This is a genomic window from Streptomyces sp. NPDC054770, from assembly GCF_053611985.1.
Genome location: NZ_JBSHBL010000005.1, coordinates 156685 through 173293, shown reverse-complemented (window position 1 = coordinate 173293; position 16609 = coordinate 156685). Strand labels below are relative to the sequence as shown.

The 16609-nt window shown below is 70.8% G+C and carries 17 protein-coding genes and 1 tRNA gene; 11 read left to right on the top strand and 7 right to left on the bottom strand.

Annotated features, from left to right (window positions below; translation table 11 throughout):
• The first annotated feature begins 83 nt into the window (after positions 1–83).
• Together ACWGKQ_RS07390 and ACWGKQ_RS07385 are read left to right on the top strand one after the other, a co-directional pair.
• Entirely contained in the window at positions 84–884 is an 801-nt protein-coding gene (locus tag ACWGKQ_RS07390; protein ID WP_453290902.1) for an aldo/keto reductase, read from the top strand.
• 191 nt (positions 885–1075) lie between these two features.
• The gene (locus tag ACWGKQ_RS07385; protein ID WP_453290901.1) at positions 1076–2068 is read left to right on the top strand and encodes an alpha/beta fold hydrolase; all 993 of its coding nucleotides are present in this window, start codon (positions 1076–1078) and stop codon (positions 2066–2068) included.
• A gap of 33 nt (positions 2069–2101) precedes the next feature.
• On the opposite strand, the gene ACWGKQ_RS07380 is transcribed toward ACWGKQ_RS07385, so the two are convergent.
• The 3 genes from ACWGKQ_RS07380 to phoU form a co-directional block, all read right to left on the bottom strand.
• Positions 2102–2353, bottom strand: coding sequence for an SCO4226 family nickel-binding protein (locus ACWGKQ_RS07380; RefSeq protein ID WP_453291004.1), 252 nt, complete (start codon positions 2351–2353; stop codon positions 2102–2104).
• Between the two features lie 155 nt (positions 2354–2508).
• Positions 2509–2664: a hypothetical protein gene (locus ACWGKQ_RS07375; RefSeq protein WP_167391710.1), complete on the bottom strand. Its 156-nt coding sequence runs from the start codon at positions 2662–2664 to the stop codon at positions 2509–2511.
• Between the two features lie 149 nt (positions 2665–2813).
• Positions 2814–3503: a phosphate signaling complex protein PhoU gene (phoU, locus tag ACWGKQ_RS07370; RefSeq protein WP_383700691.1), complete on the bottom strand. Its 690-nt coding sequence runs from the start codon at positions 3501–3503 to the stop codon at positions 2814–2816.
• 223 nt (positions 3504–3726) lie between these two features.
• Between phoU and ACWGKQ_RS07365 the strand changes: the two genes are divergently transcribed.
• A complete protein-coding gene (locus ACWGKQ_RS07365) occupies positions 3727–4983 on the top strand; it encodes a sensor histidine kinase (protein ID WP_453290900.1) in 1257 nt (418 codons plus the stop codon).
• Positions 4980–5660 (top strand): response regulator transcription factor, encoded by a 681-nt coding sequence (locus ACWGKQ_RS07360; protein WP_010358452.1) that lies wholly within the window; start codon positions 4980–4982, stop codon positions 5658–5660. Before ACWGKQ_RS07365 ends, ACWGKQ_RS07360 begins: the two co-directional genes overlap by 4 nt.
• A 95-nt stretch (positions 5661–5755) precedes the next feature.
• On the opposite strand, the gene ACWGKQ_RS07355 is transcribed toward ACWGKQ_RS07360, so the two are convergent.
• A complete protein-coding gene (locus ACWGKQ_RS07355) occupies positions 5756–6427 on the bottom strand; it encodes a DUF461 domain-containing protein (RefSeq protein WP_453290899.1) in 672 nt (223 codons plus the stop codon).
• 640 nt (positions 6428–7067) lie between these two features.
• Between ACWGKQ_RS07355 and ACWGKQ_RS07350 the strand changes: the two genes are divergently transcribed.
• The 6 genes from ACWGKQ_RS07350 (at position 7068) to ACWGKQ_RS07325 (ending at position 13393) form a co-directional block, all read left to right on the top strand.
• Positions 7068–7550, top strand: a complete 483-nt coding sequence (locus tag ACWGKQ_RS07350; RefSeq protein ID WP_003953493.1) for a CarD family transcriptional regulator — start codon at positions 7068–7070, stop codon at positions 7548–7550.
• 251 nt (positions 7551–7801) lie between these two features.
• On the top strand, positions 7802–8554 hold the full coding sequence (gene ispD / locus ACWGKQ_RS07345; RefSeq protein WP_453290898.1) for a 2-C-methyl-D-erythritol 4-phosphate cytidylyltransferase: 753 nt from the start codon (positions 7802–7804) through the stop codon (positions 8552–8554).
• Positions 8544–9035, top strand: coding sequence for a 2-C-methyl-D-erythritol 2,4-cyclodiphosphate synthase (gene ispF / locus ACWGKQ_RS07340; protein ID WP_453290897.1), 492 nt, complete (start codon positions 8544–8546; stop codon positions 9033–9035). Before ispD ends, ispF begins: the two co-directional genes overlap by 11 nt.
• 146 nt (positions 9036–9181) lie before the next feature.
• On the top strand, positions 9182–10579 hold the full coding sequence (cysS, locus tag ACWGKQ_RS07335) for a cysteine--tRNA ligase (RefSeq protein ID WP_453290896.1): 1398 nt from the start codon (positions 9182–9184) through the stop codon (positions 10577–10579).
• A gap of 99 nt (positions 10580–10678) precedes the next feature.
• Complete coding sequence (gene rlmB, locus ACWGKQ_RS07330) at positions 10679–11620, top strand: 23S rRNA (guanosine(2251)-2'-O)-methyltransferase RlmB (protein ID WP_453290895.1); 942 nt, start codon at positions 10679–10681, stop codon at positions 11618–11620.
• A gap of 117 nt (positions 11621–11737) precedes the next feature.
• Positions 11738–13393 (top strand): DoxX family membrane protein, encoded by a 1656-nt coding sequence (locus ACWGKQ_RS07325; protein WP_453290894.1) that lies wholly within the window; start codon positions 11738–11740, stop codon positions 13391–13393.
• Positions 13394–13662: 269 nt separating this feature from the next.
• Here ACWGKQ_RS07325 and ACWGKQ_RS07320 read toward each other — a convergent pair whose 3' ends face one another.
• From ACWGKQ_RS07320 to ACWGKQ_RS07310, 3 genes are all read right to left on the bottom strand, one after another.
• The gene (locus ACWGKQ_RS07320) at positions 13663–14394 is read right to left on the bottom strand and encodes a nucleotidyltransferase family protein (RefSeq protein ID WP_453290893.1); all 732 of its coding nucleotides are present in this window, start codon (positions 14392–14394) and stop codon (positions 13663–13665) included.
• Between the two features lie 97 nt (positions 14395–14491).
• Positions 14492–14953: a hypothetical protein gene (locus ACWGKQ_RS07315; protein ID WP_453290892.1), complete on the bottom strand. Its 462-nt coding sequence runs from the start codon at positions 14951–14953 to the stop codon at positions 14492–14494.
• Between the two features lie 224 nt (positions 14954–15177).
• Complete coding sequence (locus ACWGKQ_RS07310) at positions 15178–16314, bottom strand: ABC transporter ATP-binding protein (RefSeq protein ID WP_453290891.1); 1137 nt, start codon at positions 16312–16314, stop codon at positions 15178–15180.
• 221 nt (positions 16315–16535) lie between these two features.
• Between ACWGKQ_RS07310 and ACWGKQ_RS07305 the strand changes: the two genes are divergently transcribed.
• Positions 16536–16609, top strand: a tRNA-Thr gene (locus tag ACWGKQ_RS07305).

The following is a 16609-nucleotide window of genomic DNA, read 5'->3' as shown; positions in this document are numbered from 1 at the left end:
TCCGGACGGAAGAGTACCGGCCAGGTCCGTTGTTCCTGATAAGCATGCGTAGGCAAGCAAAGAAACAGGGACGGGAGCACGACATGGCGGCAGACGCGATGGACGCGGGGGTGATCTCCATCGCGGGGCGCACCGTGCCGCGCATGGGCTTCGGCGCCATGCAACTGTCCGGGTCGGTCCGGCCCGCGGCTGCCGAGGCCGTGCTGAGCAGGGCCGTCGAGCTCGGAGTCCGGGTGATCGACACCGCGTGGTACTACGGCAGCGATTCCGTCCACCGGTTCATCGCCGAAGCGCTGCGGCCCTATCCGGCCGACCTCGTGCTGGCGACCAAGGCGGGCGCCCGGGCCGACCGCAGCGGCAACCCGCCGTACCCCGACTACCGCCCCGACCAGCTGCGGGCCGGCAACGACCGCGACCGGGCCGTCCTCGGTCTGGACACCGTCCCGCTCACCCACCTGAGATGGCTCGGCCCGGGCGACGCGTACGACGGCGTGACGTTCGACAGCGCCTTCGACACGATGCTGGCGATGCGGGCGGAGGGCCGGATCGAGCACGTCGGCCTTTCGAACGTCACACTCGGCCAACTGCGCCGGGCGCACGCGCGTGGCCCGGTCGCCAGCGTGTCGAACGCGTTCGGCTACGGCCGCCAAGGGGACACCCCGACACTGGAGTTCTGTACGGAGCACGGCATCCCCTATCTGCCGTTCTGGCCGCTCGGCCGTGCCGGCGGCGCCCCGCCCGCCGAACGCGGGCAGACCGCGGCGCAGGCGCGGCTCGCCTGGCTGCTCGCCCGTTCACCCGTCACGGTGGTGATCGCGGGCACCAGCAGGATCCGGCACCTGGAGGAGAACATCGCGGCCGGTGCCCGGAGGAACCCGGTGTAGGGGGCGTCCGTACCGGGACCGGGCACCCGCCCCGGTGATCGGCGAAGGAGCGCGGGACCTTCGGAGGACCCCGCCCGGGATTTGCCGAACCGGCAAACGCGCTCGGCCTTCCGGCGCCCGGCTTCGCATGATCGGTGGAGCGCCGGCAGACCGGCGGCCCCGAAGGGCGACGCGAGCAAGGAGGAGGGCGTATGACAGCGCGGCATCGGCTGGTTTCCACGGCCGGAGGGCGGATCCATCTCGTCGAGCAGGGGACCGGGCCCCTCGTGCTGCTCGTGCACGGGTTCCCCGAGTGCTGGTACTCGTGGCGGCACCAGCTGCCGGTGCTCGCCGCGGCGGGGTACCGGGCCGTCGCCGTCGACGTGCGGGGATACGGCCGGTCCTCGAAGCCGGCCGCGGCCGACGCCTACCGGATGACCGAGCTGGTGGCGGACAACGTCGCCGTCGTGCGGGCCCTCGGCGAGGAGTCGGCGGTGGTCGTCGGACACGACTGGGGCGCGTCCGTCGCCGCGAACTCCGCGCTGCTGCGGCCGGACGTGTTCCGGGCCGTCGGGTTGCTGAGCGTTCCCTACACGCCACGCGGCGGGCCCCGCCCCAGCGACGTCTTCGCGCGGATGAGCGGGGGCGGGAGTGAGGGCGAGGGCGGGAACGAGGAGTTCTACGTCTCCTACTTCCAGGAGCCCGGGCGTGCCGAGGCCGAGATCGAGCCCGATGTGCGGGGCTGGCTCGCGGGCTTCTACGGCGCCCTGTCCGGCGACACCATGCCAGGACCCGGCGCTCCCGATCCGCACTTCGTCGGCGCGGGCGGCACCCTCAGGGACCGGTTCCCGGCCGGCCGGCTGCCCGAGTGGCTCGGCGAACAGGACCTCGACGTGTACGCGGGGGAGTTCGAGCGCACCGGACTGACCGGGGCGCTCAACCGGTACCGGAACATGGACCGCGACTGGGAGGACCTCGCCGCCTACGACAGTGCCCCGATCACCCAGCCGTCGCTGTTCGCCGGCGGCGCCCTCGACGCCTCCACCACCTGGCTGGCCGACGCCATCGAGGCGTACCCGGTCACCCTGCCGGGCCTGGTCTCCTCCCACCTCCTCGACGGCTGCGGGCACTGGATCCAGCAGGAACGCGCCGACGACGTCAACCGGCTGCTCGTCGACTGGCTCGCCGGGCTCCCCGCCACCTGAGCGTCACCGGGAGTCCGGCAGCCGGTAACGGCGCTACCAGATCGACAGCGGTACCTGGTGGACCTCGTCCGCCGGGTGGCCCGTGCGCTCGTGGACGCGCTTGACCGCATCCGCCGAGGGGGCCTCGGAGAGGCAGTAGACGTTGCCGGAGTCGGGGTCCGCCCAGGCCCGTTCGAAGTGCACGCCCTCGTCCTTCTCGACGGCGAGGTCGGCCTCGTGGGCCTCCTTGAGCTGGTCGGCGGTGATGCCCTTCATCCCGTGGTGTACGTCCATGAACTGCGGCATGGCTGCCACCTCCTGTCCTTCCCCGCGCACCGTTCCTTCCGCACCGTTCCCTCTCCATGCTGCGCCCGCGGGTGCCGTCCCGCGCGCCGCCCCTCACCAGTACGAAGGGCCCCCGACCGGAGTCGGGGGCCCTTCCACGAACCTGAAGCGTCCAGTCAGCCGCACTGGCACGGGCTGCCCGACTGGCAGCCGCAGCCGCAGCCCGAGCCGCAGCCGCAGGCGCCGATCACCAGAAGGTTCTTGATCTCGGCGGGCTGGTCGGTCTCGCGCTCCTGCGTGGGGTCGGGCGTGGTGCTGGGGGATTCGGCCATGGATCCCTCCTAGAGGTCCCTAGATGCCCTAGAGGTAGGGCCTTGCCCATTCCATGCCCATTTCGCTGGGCGCATCAACAGCGCACGGCGGCGCACAGGGGTGCCCCGCGCCCGTCCCGCACCCCGCGCGCCCCGGCCGGCCGGGAGCTTTACGCCCCCTCGGCGCCCGTCACCGGCTGGATGTCGGGCTGCAGCTCGTCCGCGTGCTCGCCGGTGACCAGGAAGACGACGCGCTTGGCGACGGCGACCGCGTGGTCGGCGTACCGCTCGTAGTAGCGGCCGAGCAGGGTGACGTCGACCGCGGTCTCGATGCCGTGCTTCCAGCGGTCGTCCAGCAGGTGCTGGAAGATCGTGCGGTGCAGCAGGTCCATCTCGTCGTCGTCCTGCTCCAGCTGCAGGGCCAGGTCGACGTCCTTGGTGATGATCACCTCGGCGGCCTTGGCCATCAGACGCTGCGCGAGCTGCCCCATCTCCAGGACGGTCGCGTGCAGGTCGTGGGGGATGGCCTGGCCCGGGTAGCGGAGCCGGGCCAGCTTCGCCACGTGCTGGGCGAGGTCGCCGGAGCGCTCCAGGTCCGCGGACATGCGGAGCGAGGTGACGACTATCCGCAGGTCGGTCGCCACCGGCTGCTGGCGGGCGAGCAGGGCTATCGCACGCGCCTCCAGGTCGTGGTGGAGCTCGTCCACCTTCTGGTCCGCCTCGATGACGCTCTCGGCAAGCTTGAGGTCGGCGTCGAGGATCGCCGTCGTGGCGCGCCCGATCGCCGATCCCACCAGCCGGGCCATGTCGACCAGGCTGTCGCCGATCGAGTCGAGTTCCTCGTGGTACGCGTCCCGCATCAGGGTTCCCTCTCCTACGTGTGTTCCATGGGGCTCCGGGGGCCGGGGCCCGTGGCCGAAACCAGCTGCGAACCCCACGCTTCCACGTTCCGGTCTCAACGCGACCGTTTCTGCCACCCCAAATGAACCAATACTGGCTCCAAGGTGAACTCTGGGCGACGAGTGTTCGAGCTCGCACGTCCATGGCTGTGGGGATGTCGTACCCCCTGCTTAACCTGTTTGCATGGACGTGAACGCGGCGGTCGCCGCAGCGGCAGCGATCGCCGGGGTGCTTACCGGTGTCATCGCCATGCTGGCGTTCCGCTGGAGCGAACGCGACCAGAAGCGACCGACCAGGACTTCTCTGCACACCGACCCCGTACTGCCCCCGGGCGTGGACACCGTACTGAGCGTGCTGCGCTCCTCCGCGGTCGTCCTCGACGAGGCCGACGCGGTCGTCAAGGCGAGCTCGGCGGCGTACGCCCTCGGACTCGTGCGCGGCGGCAAGCTCGCCATCGAGCCGATGCTCGGGATGGCCCGGGACACCCGGCGGGACGGCGAGATACGCCAGGTCGAGCTGGATCTTCCGCGGCGGGGCACCGGACGGGGCGAGGCACTGGCCGTCTCCGCCCGGGTGGCGCCGCTCGGCTCCCGGCTCGTGCTGCTCCTTGTGGAGGACCTCACCGAGGCCCGCCGCATCGAGGCGGTACGCCGCGACTTCGTGGCGAACGTGAGCCATGAGCTGAAGACCCCGGTCGGCGCACTCTCCCTGCTCTCCGAGGCCGTCATGGACGCCTCGGACGATCCGGAGGCCGTGCAGCGCTTCGCCGGTCGCATGCAGATCGAGGCCACGCGCCTGACCAACCTGGTCCAGGAGCTGATCGACCTGTCGAGGGTGCAGAACGACGACCCGCTGGAGGACGCCGAGCCGGTCCGGGTCGACGAGCTGGTCGCCGAGGCGATCGACCGGTGCCGGCACCAGGCCGGCACCAAGCAGATCACCATGGCCGCCGGCGGCACCGCCGACCTGCATGTCTGGGGCAACCGCGGCCAGCTGGCCGCCGCCCTCGGCAACCTGGTCGAGAACGCCGTGAACTACTCGCCGGCCCGCACCCGGGTCGGGATAGCCGCCCGCCGGGTCGGCGCGCCCGGCGGCGACATGATCGAGCTCGCCGTGACCGACCAGGGCATCGGCATCACCGACAAGGACAAGGAGCGCATCTTCGAGCGCTTCTACCGCGTAGACCCGGCCCGCTCCCGGGCCACCGGTGGCACCGGCCTCGGCCTCGCCATCGTCAAGCACGTGGTCGCCTCGCACGGCGGGGAGGTCACGGTGTGGAGCGCCGAGAACCAGGGCTCCACGTTCACCCTCAGGCTGCCGGAGGCGGGCGCGGCCCGCGACCGCGCGTCGCAGCACCCCGACCCCGACCTCGACGACGAGGCCGGTACCACCGAGTCATCCCCGTACGAACCGCTTCCCGCCCCGGAGGTCCTTCCGTGACCCGAGTGCTTGTCGTCGAGGACGAGGAGTCCTTCTCCGACGCCCTGTCGTACATGCTCCGCAAGGAGGGCTTCGAGGTCGCTGTGGCGGCCACGGGCCCCGATGGACTCGACGAGTTCGAGCGCAACGGCGCCGACCTCGTCCTTCTCGACCTGATGCTGCCCGGCCTGCCGGGCACCGAGGTCTGCCGCCAGCTGCGCGGCCGTTCCAACGTCCCCGTCATCATGGTGACGGCCAAGGACAGTGAGATCGACAAGGTCGTCGGGCTGGAAATAGGAGCCGACGACTACGTCACCAAGCCCTTCTCCTCGCGCGAGCTGGTCGCCCGCATCCGCGCGGTGCTCCGCCGCCGCGGCGAGCCGGAGGAGGTCACCCCGGCCGCCCTCGAAGCGGGTCCGGTCCGCATGGACGTCGACCGCCACGTCGTGACGGTCTCCGGCTCCAAGGTCGACCTCCCCCTCAAGGAGTTCGACCTCCTGGAGATGCTCCTGCGCAACGCCGGCCGCGTCCTCACCCGCATGCAGCTCATCGACCGAGTCTGGGGCGCCGACTACGTCGGCGACACCAAGACCCTCGACGTCCACGTCAAGCGCCTGCGCGCCAAGATCGAGCCGGACCCTGGTGCGCCGCGGTATCTGGTGACGGTGCGGGGGCTGGGCTACAAGTTCGAGCCGTAAACCGCTGAGCCAGCCGCTGAGCTGCGGTGACGGCGCGTACGACGAAGGGCGGCCCCCTGAGGGTGCCGCCCTTCTCGGGTTTCCGGTACGGCTGCTCAGCCCGCGTTCGTCGACTCCGAGGCCGAGTCGGTCGGGGTGGCCGACGCGGACTCCTTGTTCTTCTTGCCGGGCTTGGCGCTCTCGGAGGCCGTCGAGCCCGCGGCCGGGGAGCCGGAGGCCGACGAGGAGGCGGACGTGGAGGCCGAGGGCGAGGGCACCGCGCTCGGGCCCCAGCCCGTGAAGTAGCTCTCGGCCGGCACGACGAACGCGCGCAGGCTCACGTCACCCGTCTTGCTGAAGGTGAACGTGATCTTCTGGGCGTTGCCGTCCGTGATCGCCTCACGGCTGCTGGCCAGCACCGCGGAGGCGTTGCCCGTGCCGCCGAGGATCAGCCGGCCGCCGGCCGCGATGGTCAGCGGCTGCGACTTCGTGGCGTGCAGCTCGGCGGTCTTGCCGGTGCCGGCGACGACGATCGACTGGAGCGTCTCCGGCTCGGCGCCGGTGTTGAAGACGGTCGCGGAGACCACGGCCGGCCCGGTCGACGTGAGGTCGGGCTGGGTGATCACGGTCGCGTTCTGGATCTTGATGGTGCCGACACTCGTCGCGGCGTTGTCCGGCTTGATCTCCAGCGTCTGGGAGTTGTTGCCGGCGCCGCAGGCGGAGAGCGCGGCGACGGAGAAGGCGAGGGCGGAGGCGGCGAGGGCGCCGCGTCGAAGGCTGCTGCTCACGGCGGCGGCAACTCCTTGAACGCACGGGCGGCCCCCTTGTAAAGCCGCCCTAAGTGTCTGTCAGCGGCCTTAGGTTACCGAGCCGTTCCCGCGCTGCCGCACCCGACCCTCCCCAAGGCCCCCGCTTCCCTCTCGGCTTCCCTCGAGCAGGGGGTACCCATGGGCATCCGCAAGTGCCCCTTCGGTCACTTTGGAGCGGCGCTCGTCCGGCATTCACATAACCCGCCCGCAACACCGCGCGCAAAATTTCCGTGAAGGAATGCGCGGCCACCGGGGAAATTGATCACGTACTGCTTCAGGTGCGTCTTCACGTACCGTTCAGTCGGCCCCCGTGATCAATTCCGGAAACGGCCGGGATCCGGCTCCTGCAACCGAACGGAGTAGCGGAAGTCGTACGCTTGGAAGCGGACATATGGGGATGTTCCGCTGCATGGGTGAGCGTCCGGATGTGTGTAACGTGTGCGTTTCACCTCGCCCGGAGAGCCGCTCCGACCTGCGAATACCTGCTTCCGGACAGCCTGCGCAGCACGTTCCTGTTGCTGTTGTCAAGCCCCGAGATATGCCCTGACCTGCGAAAACGCCATTCAGAACCGCCGGTTTCCGTGTTACCCTGGATAGCCACGGAAGGGGTACCTGTCACATGACGTTCAAGGTTGGCGACACCGTGGTCTATCCCCATCACGGGGCCGCGCTGATCGAGGCCATCGAAACTCGCCAGATCAAAGGCGTGGACAAGACCTACTTGGTGCTGAAGGTCGCCCAGGGTGACCTGACGGTACGTGTGCCAGCGGACAATGCGGAGTTCGTCGGCGTGCGTGATGTGGTCGGTCAGGACGGGCTGGACCGGGTCTTCGAGGTGCTGCGCGCACCGTACGCCGAGGAGCCCACGAACTGGTCCCGTCGTTACAAGGCAAACCTGGAGAAGCTCGCCTCCGGCGATGTCATCAAGGTCGCGGAAGTCGTGCGTGACCTGTGGCGTCGTGAGCGCGAGCGCGGACTCTCCGCCGGTGAGAAGCGCATGCTCGCCAAGGCCCGCCAGATCCTGGTGAGCGAGCTCGCCCTCGCGGAGAACACGAACGAGGACAAGGCCGAGGCCCTGCTCGACGAGGTCCTCGCGTCCTGACGCAGACGCCGTCCAGCTCGGCACACTGAGAACTCCGCACACCCGAATGCCGCGGTGCCCGATGACACAGCAATTGTCGCCGGGCGCTGCGGCATCTTTGCGTACGCCCTCGGGGAACCCCCGATACTAGGCGTGCCGGGCCCGGGCTGCTGGCTCGACCAGTGTCACGGAAGGGTCCGGTCAAGGCGTCGCGCCCGGCACTTCCCAGGCCATACCCACGCCAGCCCCGCACACAAACCTGACAGGAACCGATGTCTGACGATTCGCGTCCTTCGCGTCCGGAACCGCGCACGGCGGCCGTGATTCCCGCCGCCGGCCGGGGCGTACGGCTCGGTCCGGGCGCCCCCAAGGCGCTACGCGCGCTGAACGGCACGCCCATGCTCATCCACGCGGTGCGCGCCCTCGCCGCCTCCCGCGCGGTCTCCCTGGTCGTCGTCGTGGCCCCGCCCGACGGCGCGCCCGAGGTCAAGTCCCTCCTCGCCGCGCACGCGCTCCCCGACCGCACCGACTTCCTCGTCGTCCCCGGCGGCGAGTCCCGCCAGGAGTCGGTCAGGCTCGGCCTGGACGCGCTGCCCCCCGACTACGACATCGTGCTGGTCCACGACGCCGCCCGCCCCCTCGTCCCCGTCGACACGGTCGACGCGGTGATCCAGGCGGTCCGCGACGGCGCCCCTGCCGTGGTCCCGGCCCTCCCGCTCGCCGACACGGTCAAGGAGGTCGAGCCGGCCACCACCCCCGGCGACCCGGAGCCGGTGCTCGCCACCCCGGAGCGCGCCCGCCTGCGCGCCGTGCAGACCCCCCAGGGCTTCGACCGAACGATGCTGGTCCGCGCCCACGAGACGGTCACCGACAACGTCACCGACGACGCCAGCATGATCGAGCAGCTCGGCGAGCGGGTCGTGGTCGTCCCCGGTCACGAGGAGGCCTTCAAGGTGACCCGCCCCCTCGACCTGGTCCTCGCCGAGGCGGTCCTGGCCCGCAGGAGGCTCAACGATGGCTTCTGAGATGCTCCTCCCCCGCGTCGGCATCGGCACCGACATCCACGCCTTCGAGGAGGGCCGCGACCTGTGGTGCGCCGGCCTGAAGTGGGAGGGCGAGGGCCCGGGCCTGGCCGGCCACTCCGACGCGGACGTCGTCGCCCACGCCGCGTGCAACGCCCTGTTCTCGGCGGCGGGCCTGGGCGACCTGGGACAGCACTTCGGCACGGGGCGACCGCAGTGGTCGGGCGCGTCGGGCGTGACCCTGCTGACGGAGGCCGCACGCATCGTCCGGGACGCGGGATTCGTGATCGGGAACGTCGCCGTACAGGTCGTGGGCCCCCGCCCGAAGATCGGCAAGCGCCGGGACGAGGCCGAGAAAATCCTTTCGGACGCGGCAGGGGCTCCGGTTTCCGTTTCGGGGGCCACGACGGACGGTCTCGGATTTCCCGGTAGGGGAGAGGGCTTGATGGCGGTGGCAACGGCGTTGGTCGTCAAATCGGCGTGACCGAACCGACCATCTTTTAGGGGCGCGGGGCTGAATCGATTTGCGGCTCCGCCGCGGGGCGCGCCAAGCCCCCACCGAACCGCACCCGACCACGGCGCTGCACATACCGGTGCCGCGCACTACCCTCGGCCCACTACCCTTGTCCCGTGACCATTCGCCTGTACGACACCAACGCCCGGCAGATCCGTGACTTCACCCCGCTCACCGCGGGCTGTGTCTCGATCTACCTCTGTGGTGCCACCGTGCAGGCGGCGCCCCACATCGGGCACATCCGCTCCGGTCTGAACTTCGACATCATGCGCCGCTGGTTCGAATACCGCGGCTATGCCGTGACGTTCATCCGGAACGTCACGGACATCGACGACAAGATCATCGCCAAGTCCGCCGACCAGGGCCGCCCCTGGTGGGCGATCGGCTACGAGAACGAGCGCGCGTTCAACGACGGCTACTCCGCGCTCGGCTGCCTCCCGCCGACGTACGAGCCCCGCGCGACCGGGCACGTGCCGGAGATGATCGAGATGATGCGCGGGCTGATCGAGCGCGGGCACGCCTACGAGGCCGACGGCAACGTCTACTTCGACGTGCGCTCCTACCCGGACTACCTCCAGCTCTCCAACCAGGACCTGGACAGCCTGCGCCAGCCCAGCGGCGAGGGCGAGACCGGCAAGCGGGACCAGCGCGACTTCGCGCTCTGGAAGGCCGTCAAGCCGGGCGAGCCCAGCTGGGAGACGCCGTGGGGGCGCGGCCGGCCCGGCTGGCACCTGGAGTGCTCGGCGATGGCCCACAAGTACCTGGGCGAGGCCTTCGACATCCACGGCGGCGGCCTGGACCTGATCTTCCCGCACCACGAGAACGAGATCGCCCAGGCCAAGGCGTTCGGCGACGACTTCGCCCAGTACTGGGTGCACAACGCCTGGGTCACCATGAGCGGCGAGAAGATGTCGAAGTCCCTCGGGAACTCGGTGCTCGTCTCGGAGATGGTCAAGCGCTGGCGCCCGATCGTGCTGCGCTACTACCTCGGCACTCCGCACTACCGCTCGATGATCGAGTACAGCGAGGAGTCGCTGCGCGAGGCCGAGTCCGCGTTCGCGCGGATCGACGGGTTCGTGCAGCGGGTGGTGGAGCTGGCCGGGGGAGCCGTCGAGCCCTCGGCCGAGGTCCCGCCGGCGTTCGCCGAGGCGATGGACGACGACCTGGGCGTCCCGCAGGCCCTGGCGGTCGTGCACACCACCGTCCGGCAGGGCAACTCCGCCCTCGCCGCCGACGACAAGGAAGCCGCCGTCGCCCGCCTCGCCGAGGTCCGCGCGATGCTCGGTGTCCTCGGTCTCGACCCGCTGGACCCGCACTGGTCCGGCGGCGCGGAGAAGGGCGAGGACCTGCACGGGGTCGTCGACACCCTGGTACGGCTCGTCCTCGACCAGCGCGAGTCCGCCCGGGCCCGCAAGGACTGGGCGACCGCCGACGCCATCCGCGACCAGCTGAACCAGTCCGGTCTCGCGATCGAGGACAGCCCCTCGGGCCCGCGCTGGACCCTCAAGTCCTGACCACTGGTCCATTGAAGATCGACTGTGCCGCCCGGCCCCCCGGGCGGCACACTGCATAAGACGTACGTACGAAACGAAGCTCACGGAGACGGGTAACTCATGGCAGCCAACAACCGCCGCATGTCCGGCAAGAAGGGCGCGCAGGTCGGCAGTGGCGGCCAGCGGCGCCGGGGCCTGGAGGGCAAGGGCCCGACCCCGCCCGCCGAGATGCGCAAGGGCCACAAGAAGAACCGCATCGCCACCGCCAAGGCCAAGCAGACCCAGCGCCGCCCGGTGGCGCGCGGCCGGGGCGGCAAGGGCACGTCCGAGATGGTCGTGGGCCGTAACCCGGTGGTGGAAGCGCTCCGCGAGGGGGTTCCCGCCTCCACCCTCTACGTCCAGCAGTTCATCGACAACGACGAGCGGGTCCGTGAGGCCCTCCAGCTCGCGGCCGAGCGCGGCGGCATCAACCTCATGGAGGCCCCGCGCCCCGAGCTGGACCGCATGACGAACGGCCTCAACCACCAGGGCCTGGTCCTCCAGGTCCCGCCGTACGAGTACGCGCACCCCGAGGACCTGGCCGAGGCGGCCCACGACGAGGGCGAGGACCCCCTCATCGTCGCCCTCGACGGCGTGACCGACCCGCGCAACCTCGGCGCGGTCGTCCGCTCGGTCTCCGCGTTCGGCGGCCACGGCGTGGTCGTCCCCGAGCGCCGCGCGGCCGGGATGACCGCCGGTGCCTGGAAGACGTCGGCCGGTACGGCGGCCCGTACGCCCGTCGCCCGCGCCACGAACCTGACCCGGGCCCTGGAGTCGTACAAGAAGGCCGGCATCGTCGTCGTCGGCCTCGCGGCGGACGGCGAGCACGAGATCGGCGACCTGGAGGCGCTCGGCGGTCCGGTCGTCATCGTCGTCGGCAGCGAGGGCAAGGGCCTGTCCCGACTGGTCGGCGAGACCTGCGACTACCGGGTCCGGATCCCCATGCCGGGCGGCGCCGAGTCGCTCAACGCCGGTGTGGCGGCGGGGATCGTGCTGTACGAGGCGGCGCGGCGCCGGGACTGAACAACCGTGCGCAACCTCACCTGTGCGGGGTATTTCCGGCGTCCAGGACATCCTTGACGCGGTCCGGACACATCCGGCCGGTCAAAGCAGTGTCCTAACTCCACGTCACTCGGTTAGATGAGTGTGGACACCAGAACACCCCGCACACCCACGGGGGACCGCTCGTCGGGATTCCGCTCCGGATTCACTTCCGGGCCAGACGACGCTCCCGCGCTGAGCATGGTGAAGGTGCCGAGCGATCCGGCGCAGGTCATCGTCAACCACGCGAGCTTCCGCGTGCAGCTGGGCGCATCGACACGGCGCACCCAATCCCCCCGGCTCGCACGGCACTTGAGCGCCACCGAGGACACCGCGCGCATCCCGGTCGCCGGCCCGGCGGGCAGAGCGGGCGCGGCGCCCGGCCGGCGCCGCCCAGTCGTCTGGAGCGGCCGCTCCGCGCCCGACGACACCGGCGCCCACCGGCTGCTCCAGGCCGTCCGCGGCGGCAGCGTCCGGCATGTCGAGGAGGCCGCCGAACCGGCCGGTGCGACCCAGGTCATCCCGCGCGTCGGCGACGGCTACGACGAGTTCGACCAGACCGTCGAGACCCCGATGGTCGGCCACCCGCGCTCCCCGGTCTCCGGCGAGCGGCGGCTGCTCCCGGACATGCCGGCGGTCGGCAGCGCGTACGACGACCCGGGCTACGGCGAACCGGGGTACGCCGACGACGAGTTCGAGGACTTCGACGAACCGCGGTCGGCCCGGCGGACCGTCGACGGCGACCCGGCCCGGCACGCCTACTACCCCGGCCGCCGGATGAACCTCGGGGTGGTTCTCCTTCCGCTCCGGATCTTCCTCGGCTTCATCTCCATCTACGCCGGCATGGGCAAGCTGTGCGACCCCGTCTACTTCGACGGCGGCAAGCGCGGCTCCATGGTCACCTGGCTCAACACGCTGCACCCCTGGGAGGTCGCCGAGCCGCTGCGCCAGTTCGCCCTCCAGCACCCGGTCGGCTCCGGTCTCGTCATCGCCTTCTTCCAGGTGATCGTCGGCGTCCTGACCGTCCTCGGCTGCTGGCAGCGGGTCGCCGCGGTGGTCGGCGCGCTGCTCTCCGCCGCGCTCATCGTCACCGTCAGCTGGAAGACCGTCCCCGCGTACGACGCCCCCGACATCATCTACCTCGCCGCCTGGTCCCCGCTGATCATCGCCGGCGCCCCCGTCTACTCCGTGGACGGCCGCCTCGCGGGCAGCGCCTGGCGGCGTCTCGGCCCCCACTCCGACATCTGGGACCTGCGCGCCTACGTACTGCGCCGCGGCGCCCTGGTCACGGCCGTCACCGTCGGCCTCACCCTCCTCGTCGGCTCGCTCCTGGGCGGCGCGGTCCGCGACTCCAGCCGCGTGGTCGTCCCCGGCCCCGGCGAGGCGCCCCGCAACAACCTCCCCGGCTCCCCGCTCCCGGGCGAGCCGACCAAGCCCCGCCAGAACACCCCGTCGGCCTCCACGGCTCCCTCCGGGGGTGCCACGGCGAGCCCCTCGCAGGCGGCGACCACCCCGGGTGCCGACCGCACCACGAGCGGCGCCACCACCACGACCCCCAGCGAGACCCAGGGCACCACCGGGCAGGCTCCGCCGCAGCACACCGCCCCGGCGCCGACCACCGCGGGCCCCACCTCCGGCGGTACCGCAACCGGCGGCACCTCCACCACCGGCGGCGGCACCGGCACCTCCACGGGAACCTCCGGCGGCACCTCCTCCTCCGGCCAGCCGGGCCTGGTAGGCGGCCTCCTCGGCTGACAGCCGCTGCACACTGACGCAGCCCCGCGCTTCAGAGGCGCGGGGCTGCGGCGTACCAGGGGTACCAGGCGGACCGAAGGGGCGCGATCTGCCGTCTGCCGACCGTGGCGCCGTCGTGGCTGGTCGCGCAGTTCCCCGCGCCCCTTACGGGGCGCTGCCGAACCGCCCTCGAAGGGGTCGCGGGGAACTGCGCGCCAAGCCACGGCGAACTGCGCGAACAACCCCCACCCACCCGCAGCCGACGAACCGGCCGTCACCGCCCCCTCGGCCTACCGCCCCAGCGAGGCCAGCTCCTTCGCCGCCTCCGTCAGATCCTTCGCCGTGTCGATCGCACGCCAGTACGCCCCCTGTGGAATCGGGAACCCGGCCAGCCGCCGGCTCCGGGCCAGGTGCGGGAACGTGGTCCGCTCGTGGTCCCCGCGCTCCGGGAGCATCTCGGCGAACTCCGGGGAGAAGACGTACACACCCGCGTTGATCTCGAACGCCGACGGCGGTGACTCGATGAAGTCCGTGATGTGACCGAAGCCGTCGGTCTGCACGGCGCCCCACGGAATCCGCGGACGCGCCAGCGCCAGCGTCGCCACCGCGTCCCGCTCCGTGTGGAAGTCGGCCATGTCGCGCAGCGAGAACCGCGTCCAGATGTCGCCGTTCGTGGCGTACCAGGGCCGGTCGGTGTGCGGGAGATGCGCGGCCGCGTACTTGAGCCCGCCGCCCCGGCCCAGCGGCTCGCTCTCCACCACCGTGGTGACGGACAGCGGCAGGTCGGCCGTCGCCAGCCACTTCTGCAGGACCTCGGCGAGATGCCCGCAGGAGATCACCACGTCCGTGACGCCCTCCTCGGCGAGCCACGTCAGCTGGTGGCCGATGATCGGCGTGCCCGTACCCGGGATCTCGACCATCGGCTTGGGCCGGTCGTCGGTGTACGGACGAAGCCGTGAGCCCTGGCCACCGGCCAGGACCACGGCTTGAGTGGGGCGCAACGCGGCGTTCGGATGGGTCATGCCCCGAACTGTACGACGCGCCCCGGGGTCGGCTTCCCGCCGCGGGCGGCCCCTTAAGGAGCCGTTACCCACTTCCCAACCGGCGTTAGGGCCTGCCCTAGCTGTGCGCGGCCAGCACGCCGGACGCGAAGGACGTGTCGCAGACCGGGCGGGCGTACGACTGGGCGCGCGAGGCGCCGTAGATCCGGACCGCGGCCCGGCCCAGCGCGCGGGCGATGGACGTGCAGTGCTGCGCCAGCGACGGGTGGCCGTTGACCGCCTGCTGGAGGTGGGTGAGGACCTGGCCCGGGTTCTTGTCCTGGAGCTCGGTCATCAGATGGTCGCGCAGTACGTCCTGCGGGGCCTGGGAGACGGCCTTGGAGGAGACGTGCGCGTCGGTCACGTCGGTCGCGGTGAGCACCGAGCTCCGCGGGGACCCGGTCCAGTTGACGCGGGTGACCGCGAGGGTCCCGGAGAGCACCAGGACGACGGGCAGGACAAGGGCGAGGGTGCGGCCGATCCGGCGGGCAGGGCCGCCCCGGTGGCCGCGTCGCGTCTGAGGGGTGGTGGAGTGCTTCACGCGTGTGAGGGTAGCGTGCGGTAATGATTTGGCGACATTTAGTCACCGGTTCGGGGGATGGAGAAGTGCCGTGTTTCGGGTACGGGGTTGACGCACACTGCTCGAAAAGCACCCGCTTGCCGGGGTAAATCGGGGCAACGGAAAGGGCCCCGCAGCAGGTCGCGGGGCCCTTCTCGTCAACCTGGGTGAATTCACCCTGGTCAGAGGTTTCTCCGATTGATCGCTCAGTCGGTGAGACGCTCGCCCGTGGAGGTCGAGAACACGTGGGTCTCGCCCGGCCGCGGCACGACGTGCAGCGTGGCGCCCTTCTCCGGGACCGCGCGGCCGCTGACGCGGACGACCAGGTCCTTGAGGTCGTCGCCGACCTTGGCGCTGCCGTAGACGTAGCCGTCGGCGCCGAGCTCCTCGACGACGTTCACGGAGACCGCGAGACCGGCCGGGGCGTCCTCGGTGTCCTTGGAGAGGGAGGCGGCGGCCTCGCCGTTGTGCTCGACGATGTCGAAGTGCTCGGGGCGGACGCCGACGGTCACCGTGCGGTCGCCCTTGTCCGCGGCGGCCTGGATCGCCTCGCGGTTCACCGGCACCACGCTGTTGCCGAACTTCACGCCGCCGTCGGTGATCGGAACCTCGACCAGGTTCATGGCGGGGGAGCCGATGAAGCCGGCGACGAAGAGGTTGGCCGGGCGGTCGTACATGTTGCGCGGCGAGTCGACCTGCTGGAGCAGACCGTCCTTGAGGACCGCGACCCGGTCGCCCATCGTCATGGCCTCGACCTGGTCGTGGGTGACGTAGACGGTGGTGATGCCGAGGCGGCGCTGGAGCGACGCGATCTGCGTACGGGTCGAGACACGGAGCTTGGCGTCCAGGTTGGACAGCGGCTCGTCCATGAGGAAGACCTGCGGCTCACGCACGATGGCGCGGCCCATCGCGACACGCTGGCGCTGACCGCCGGAGAGCGCCTTCGGCTTGCGGTCCAGGTACTCGGTGAGGTCGAGGATCTTCGCGGCCTCCTCGACCTTCTGCCGGATCTCCGCCTTGTTGACGCCGGCGATCTTGAGCGCGAAGCCCATGTTGTCGGCGACGGTCATGTGCGGGTAGAGGGCGTAGTTCTGGAACACCATGGCGATGTCCCGGTCCTTCGGCGGCAGGTGCGTGACGTCGCGGTCGCCGATGCGGATGGCGCCGCCGTTGACGTCCTCCAGGCCCGCGAGCATCCGGAGCGAGGTGGACTTGCCGCAACCCGACGGGCCGACCAGGACGAGGAACTCGCCGTCCTCGATCGCGATGTCGAGGCCGTCGACGGCGGGCTTGGTGGAACCCGGGTAGATCCGGGTCGCCTTGTCGAACGTGACAGTGGCCATGGCTCAGAGGCCCCCTTCTACCGGCAGGAACGTGCCGGACGATCCGTTGTAGGAAGGTGGTTGGTGTAGTCCACGAGAGTGAACTGGCTCAGGACCGTACCTGGCGTTCACCCCAAATGTCATTACCTGGAGCCCTGTGAACTTCGCGGAAATTTTCGACAGGGCCCGCCCGGGACGTGGGTACACTGCACTGGCACGTCAGCGCCACGCGCGCGTGTCAGGCCTCCTTAGCTCAGCTGGCCAGAGCAACGCACTTGTAATGCGTAGGTCGTCGGTTCGAATCCGACAGGGGGCT

Excerpts from the sequence above, each read along its gene's own strand:
- ACWGKQ_RS07390 (WP_453290902.1), top strand. The coding sequence starts at position 84 with ATGGCGGCAGACGCGATGGACGCGGGGGTGATCTCCATCGCGGGGCGC.
- ACWGKQ_RS07385 (WP_453290901.1), top strand. The coding sequence starts at position 1,076 with ATGACAGCGCGGCATCGGCTGGTTTCCACGGCCGGAGGGCGGATCCAT.
- ACWGKQ_RS07380 (WP_453291004.1), bottom strand. The coding sequence starts at position 2,353 with ATGCCGCAGTTCATGGACGTACACCACGGGATGAAGGGCATCACCGCC.
- ACWGKQ_RS07375 (WP_167391710.1), bottom strand. The coding sequence starts at position 2,664 with ATGGCCGAATCCCCCAGCACCACGCCCGACCCCACGCAGGAGCGCGAG.
- phoU (WP_383700691.1), bottom strand. The coding sequence starts at position 3,503 with ATGCGGGACGCGTACCACGAGGAACTCGACTCGATCGGCGACAGCCTG.
- ACWGKQ_RS07365 (WP_453290900.1), top strand. The coding sequence starts at position 3,727 with ATGGACGTGAACGCGGCGGTCGCCGCAGCGGCAGCGATCGCCGGGGTG.
- ACWGKQ_RS07350 (WP_003953493.1), top strand. The coding sequence starts at position 7,068 with ATGACGTTCAAGGTTGGCGACACCGTGGTCTATCCCCATCACGGGGCC.
- ispD (WP_453290898.1), top strand. The coding sequence starts at position 7,802 with ATGTCTGACGATTCGCGTCCTTCGCGTCCGGAACCGCGCACGGCGGCC.
- ispF (WP_453290897.1), top strand. The coding sequence starts at position 8,544 with ATGGCTTCTGAGATGCTCCTCCCCCGCGTCGGCATCGGCACCGACATC.
- rlmB (WP_453290895.1), top strand. The coding sequence starts at position 10,679 with ATGGCAGCCAACAACCGCCGCATGTCCGGCAAGAAGGGCGCGCAGGTC.
- ACWGKQ_RS07325 (WP_453290894.1), top strand. The coding sequence starts at position 11,738 with ATGAGTGTGGACACCAGAACACCCCGCACACCCACGGGGGACCGCTCG.
- ACWGKQ_RS07320 (WP_453290893.1), bottom strand. The coding sequence starts at position 14,394 with ATGACCCATCCGAACGCCGCGTTGCGCCCCACTCAAGCCGTGGTCCTG.
- ACWGKQ_RS07310 (WP_453290891.1), bottom strand. The coding sequence starts at position 16,314 with ATGGCCACTGTCACGTTCGACAAGGCGACCCGGATCTACCCGGGTTCC.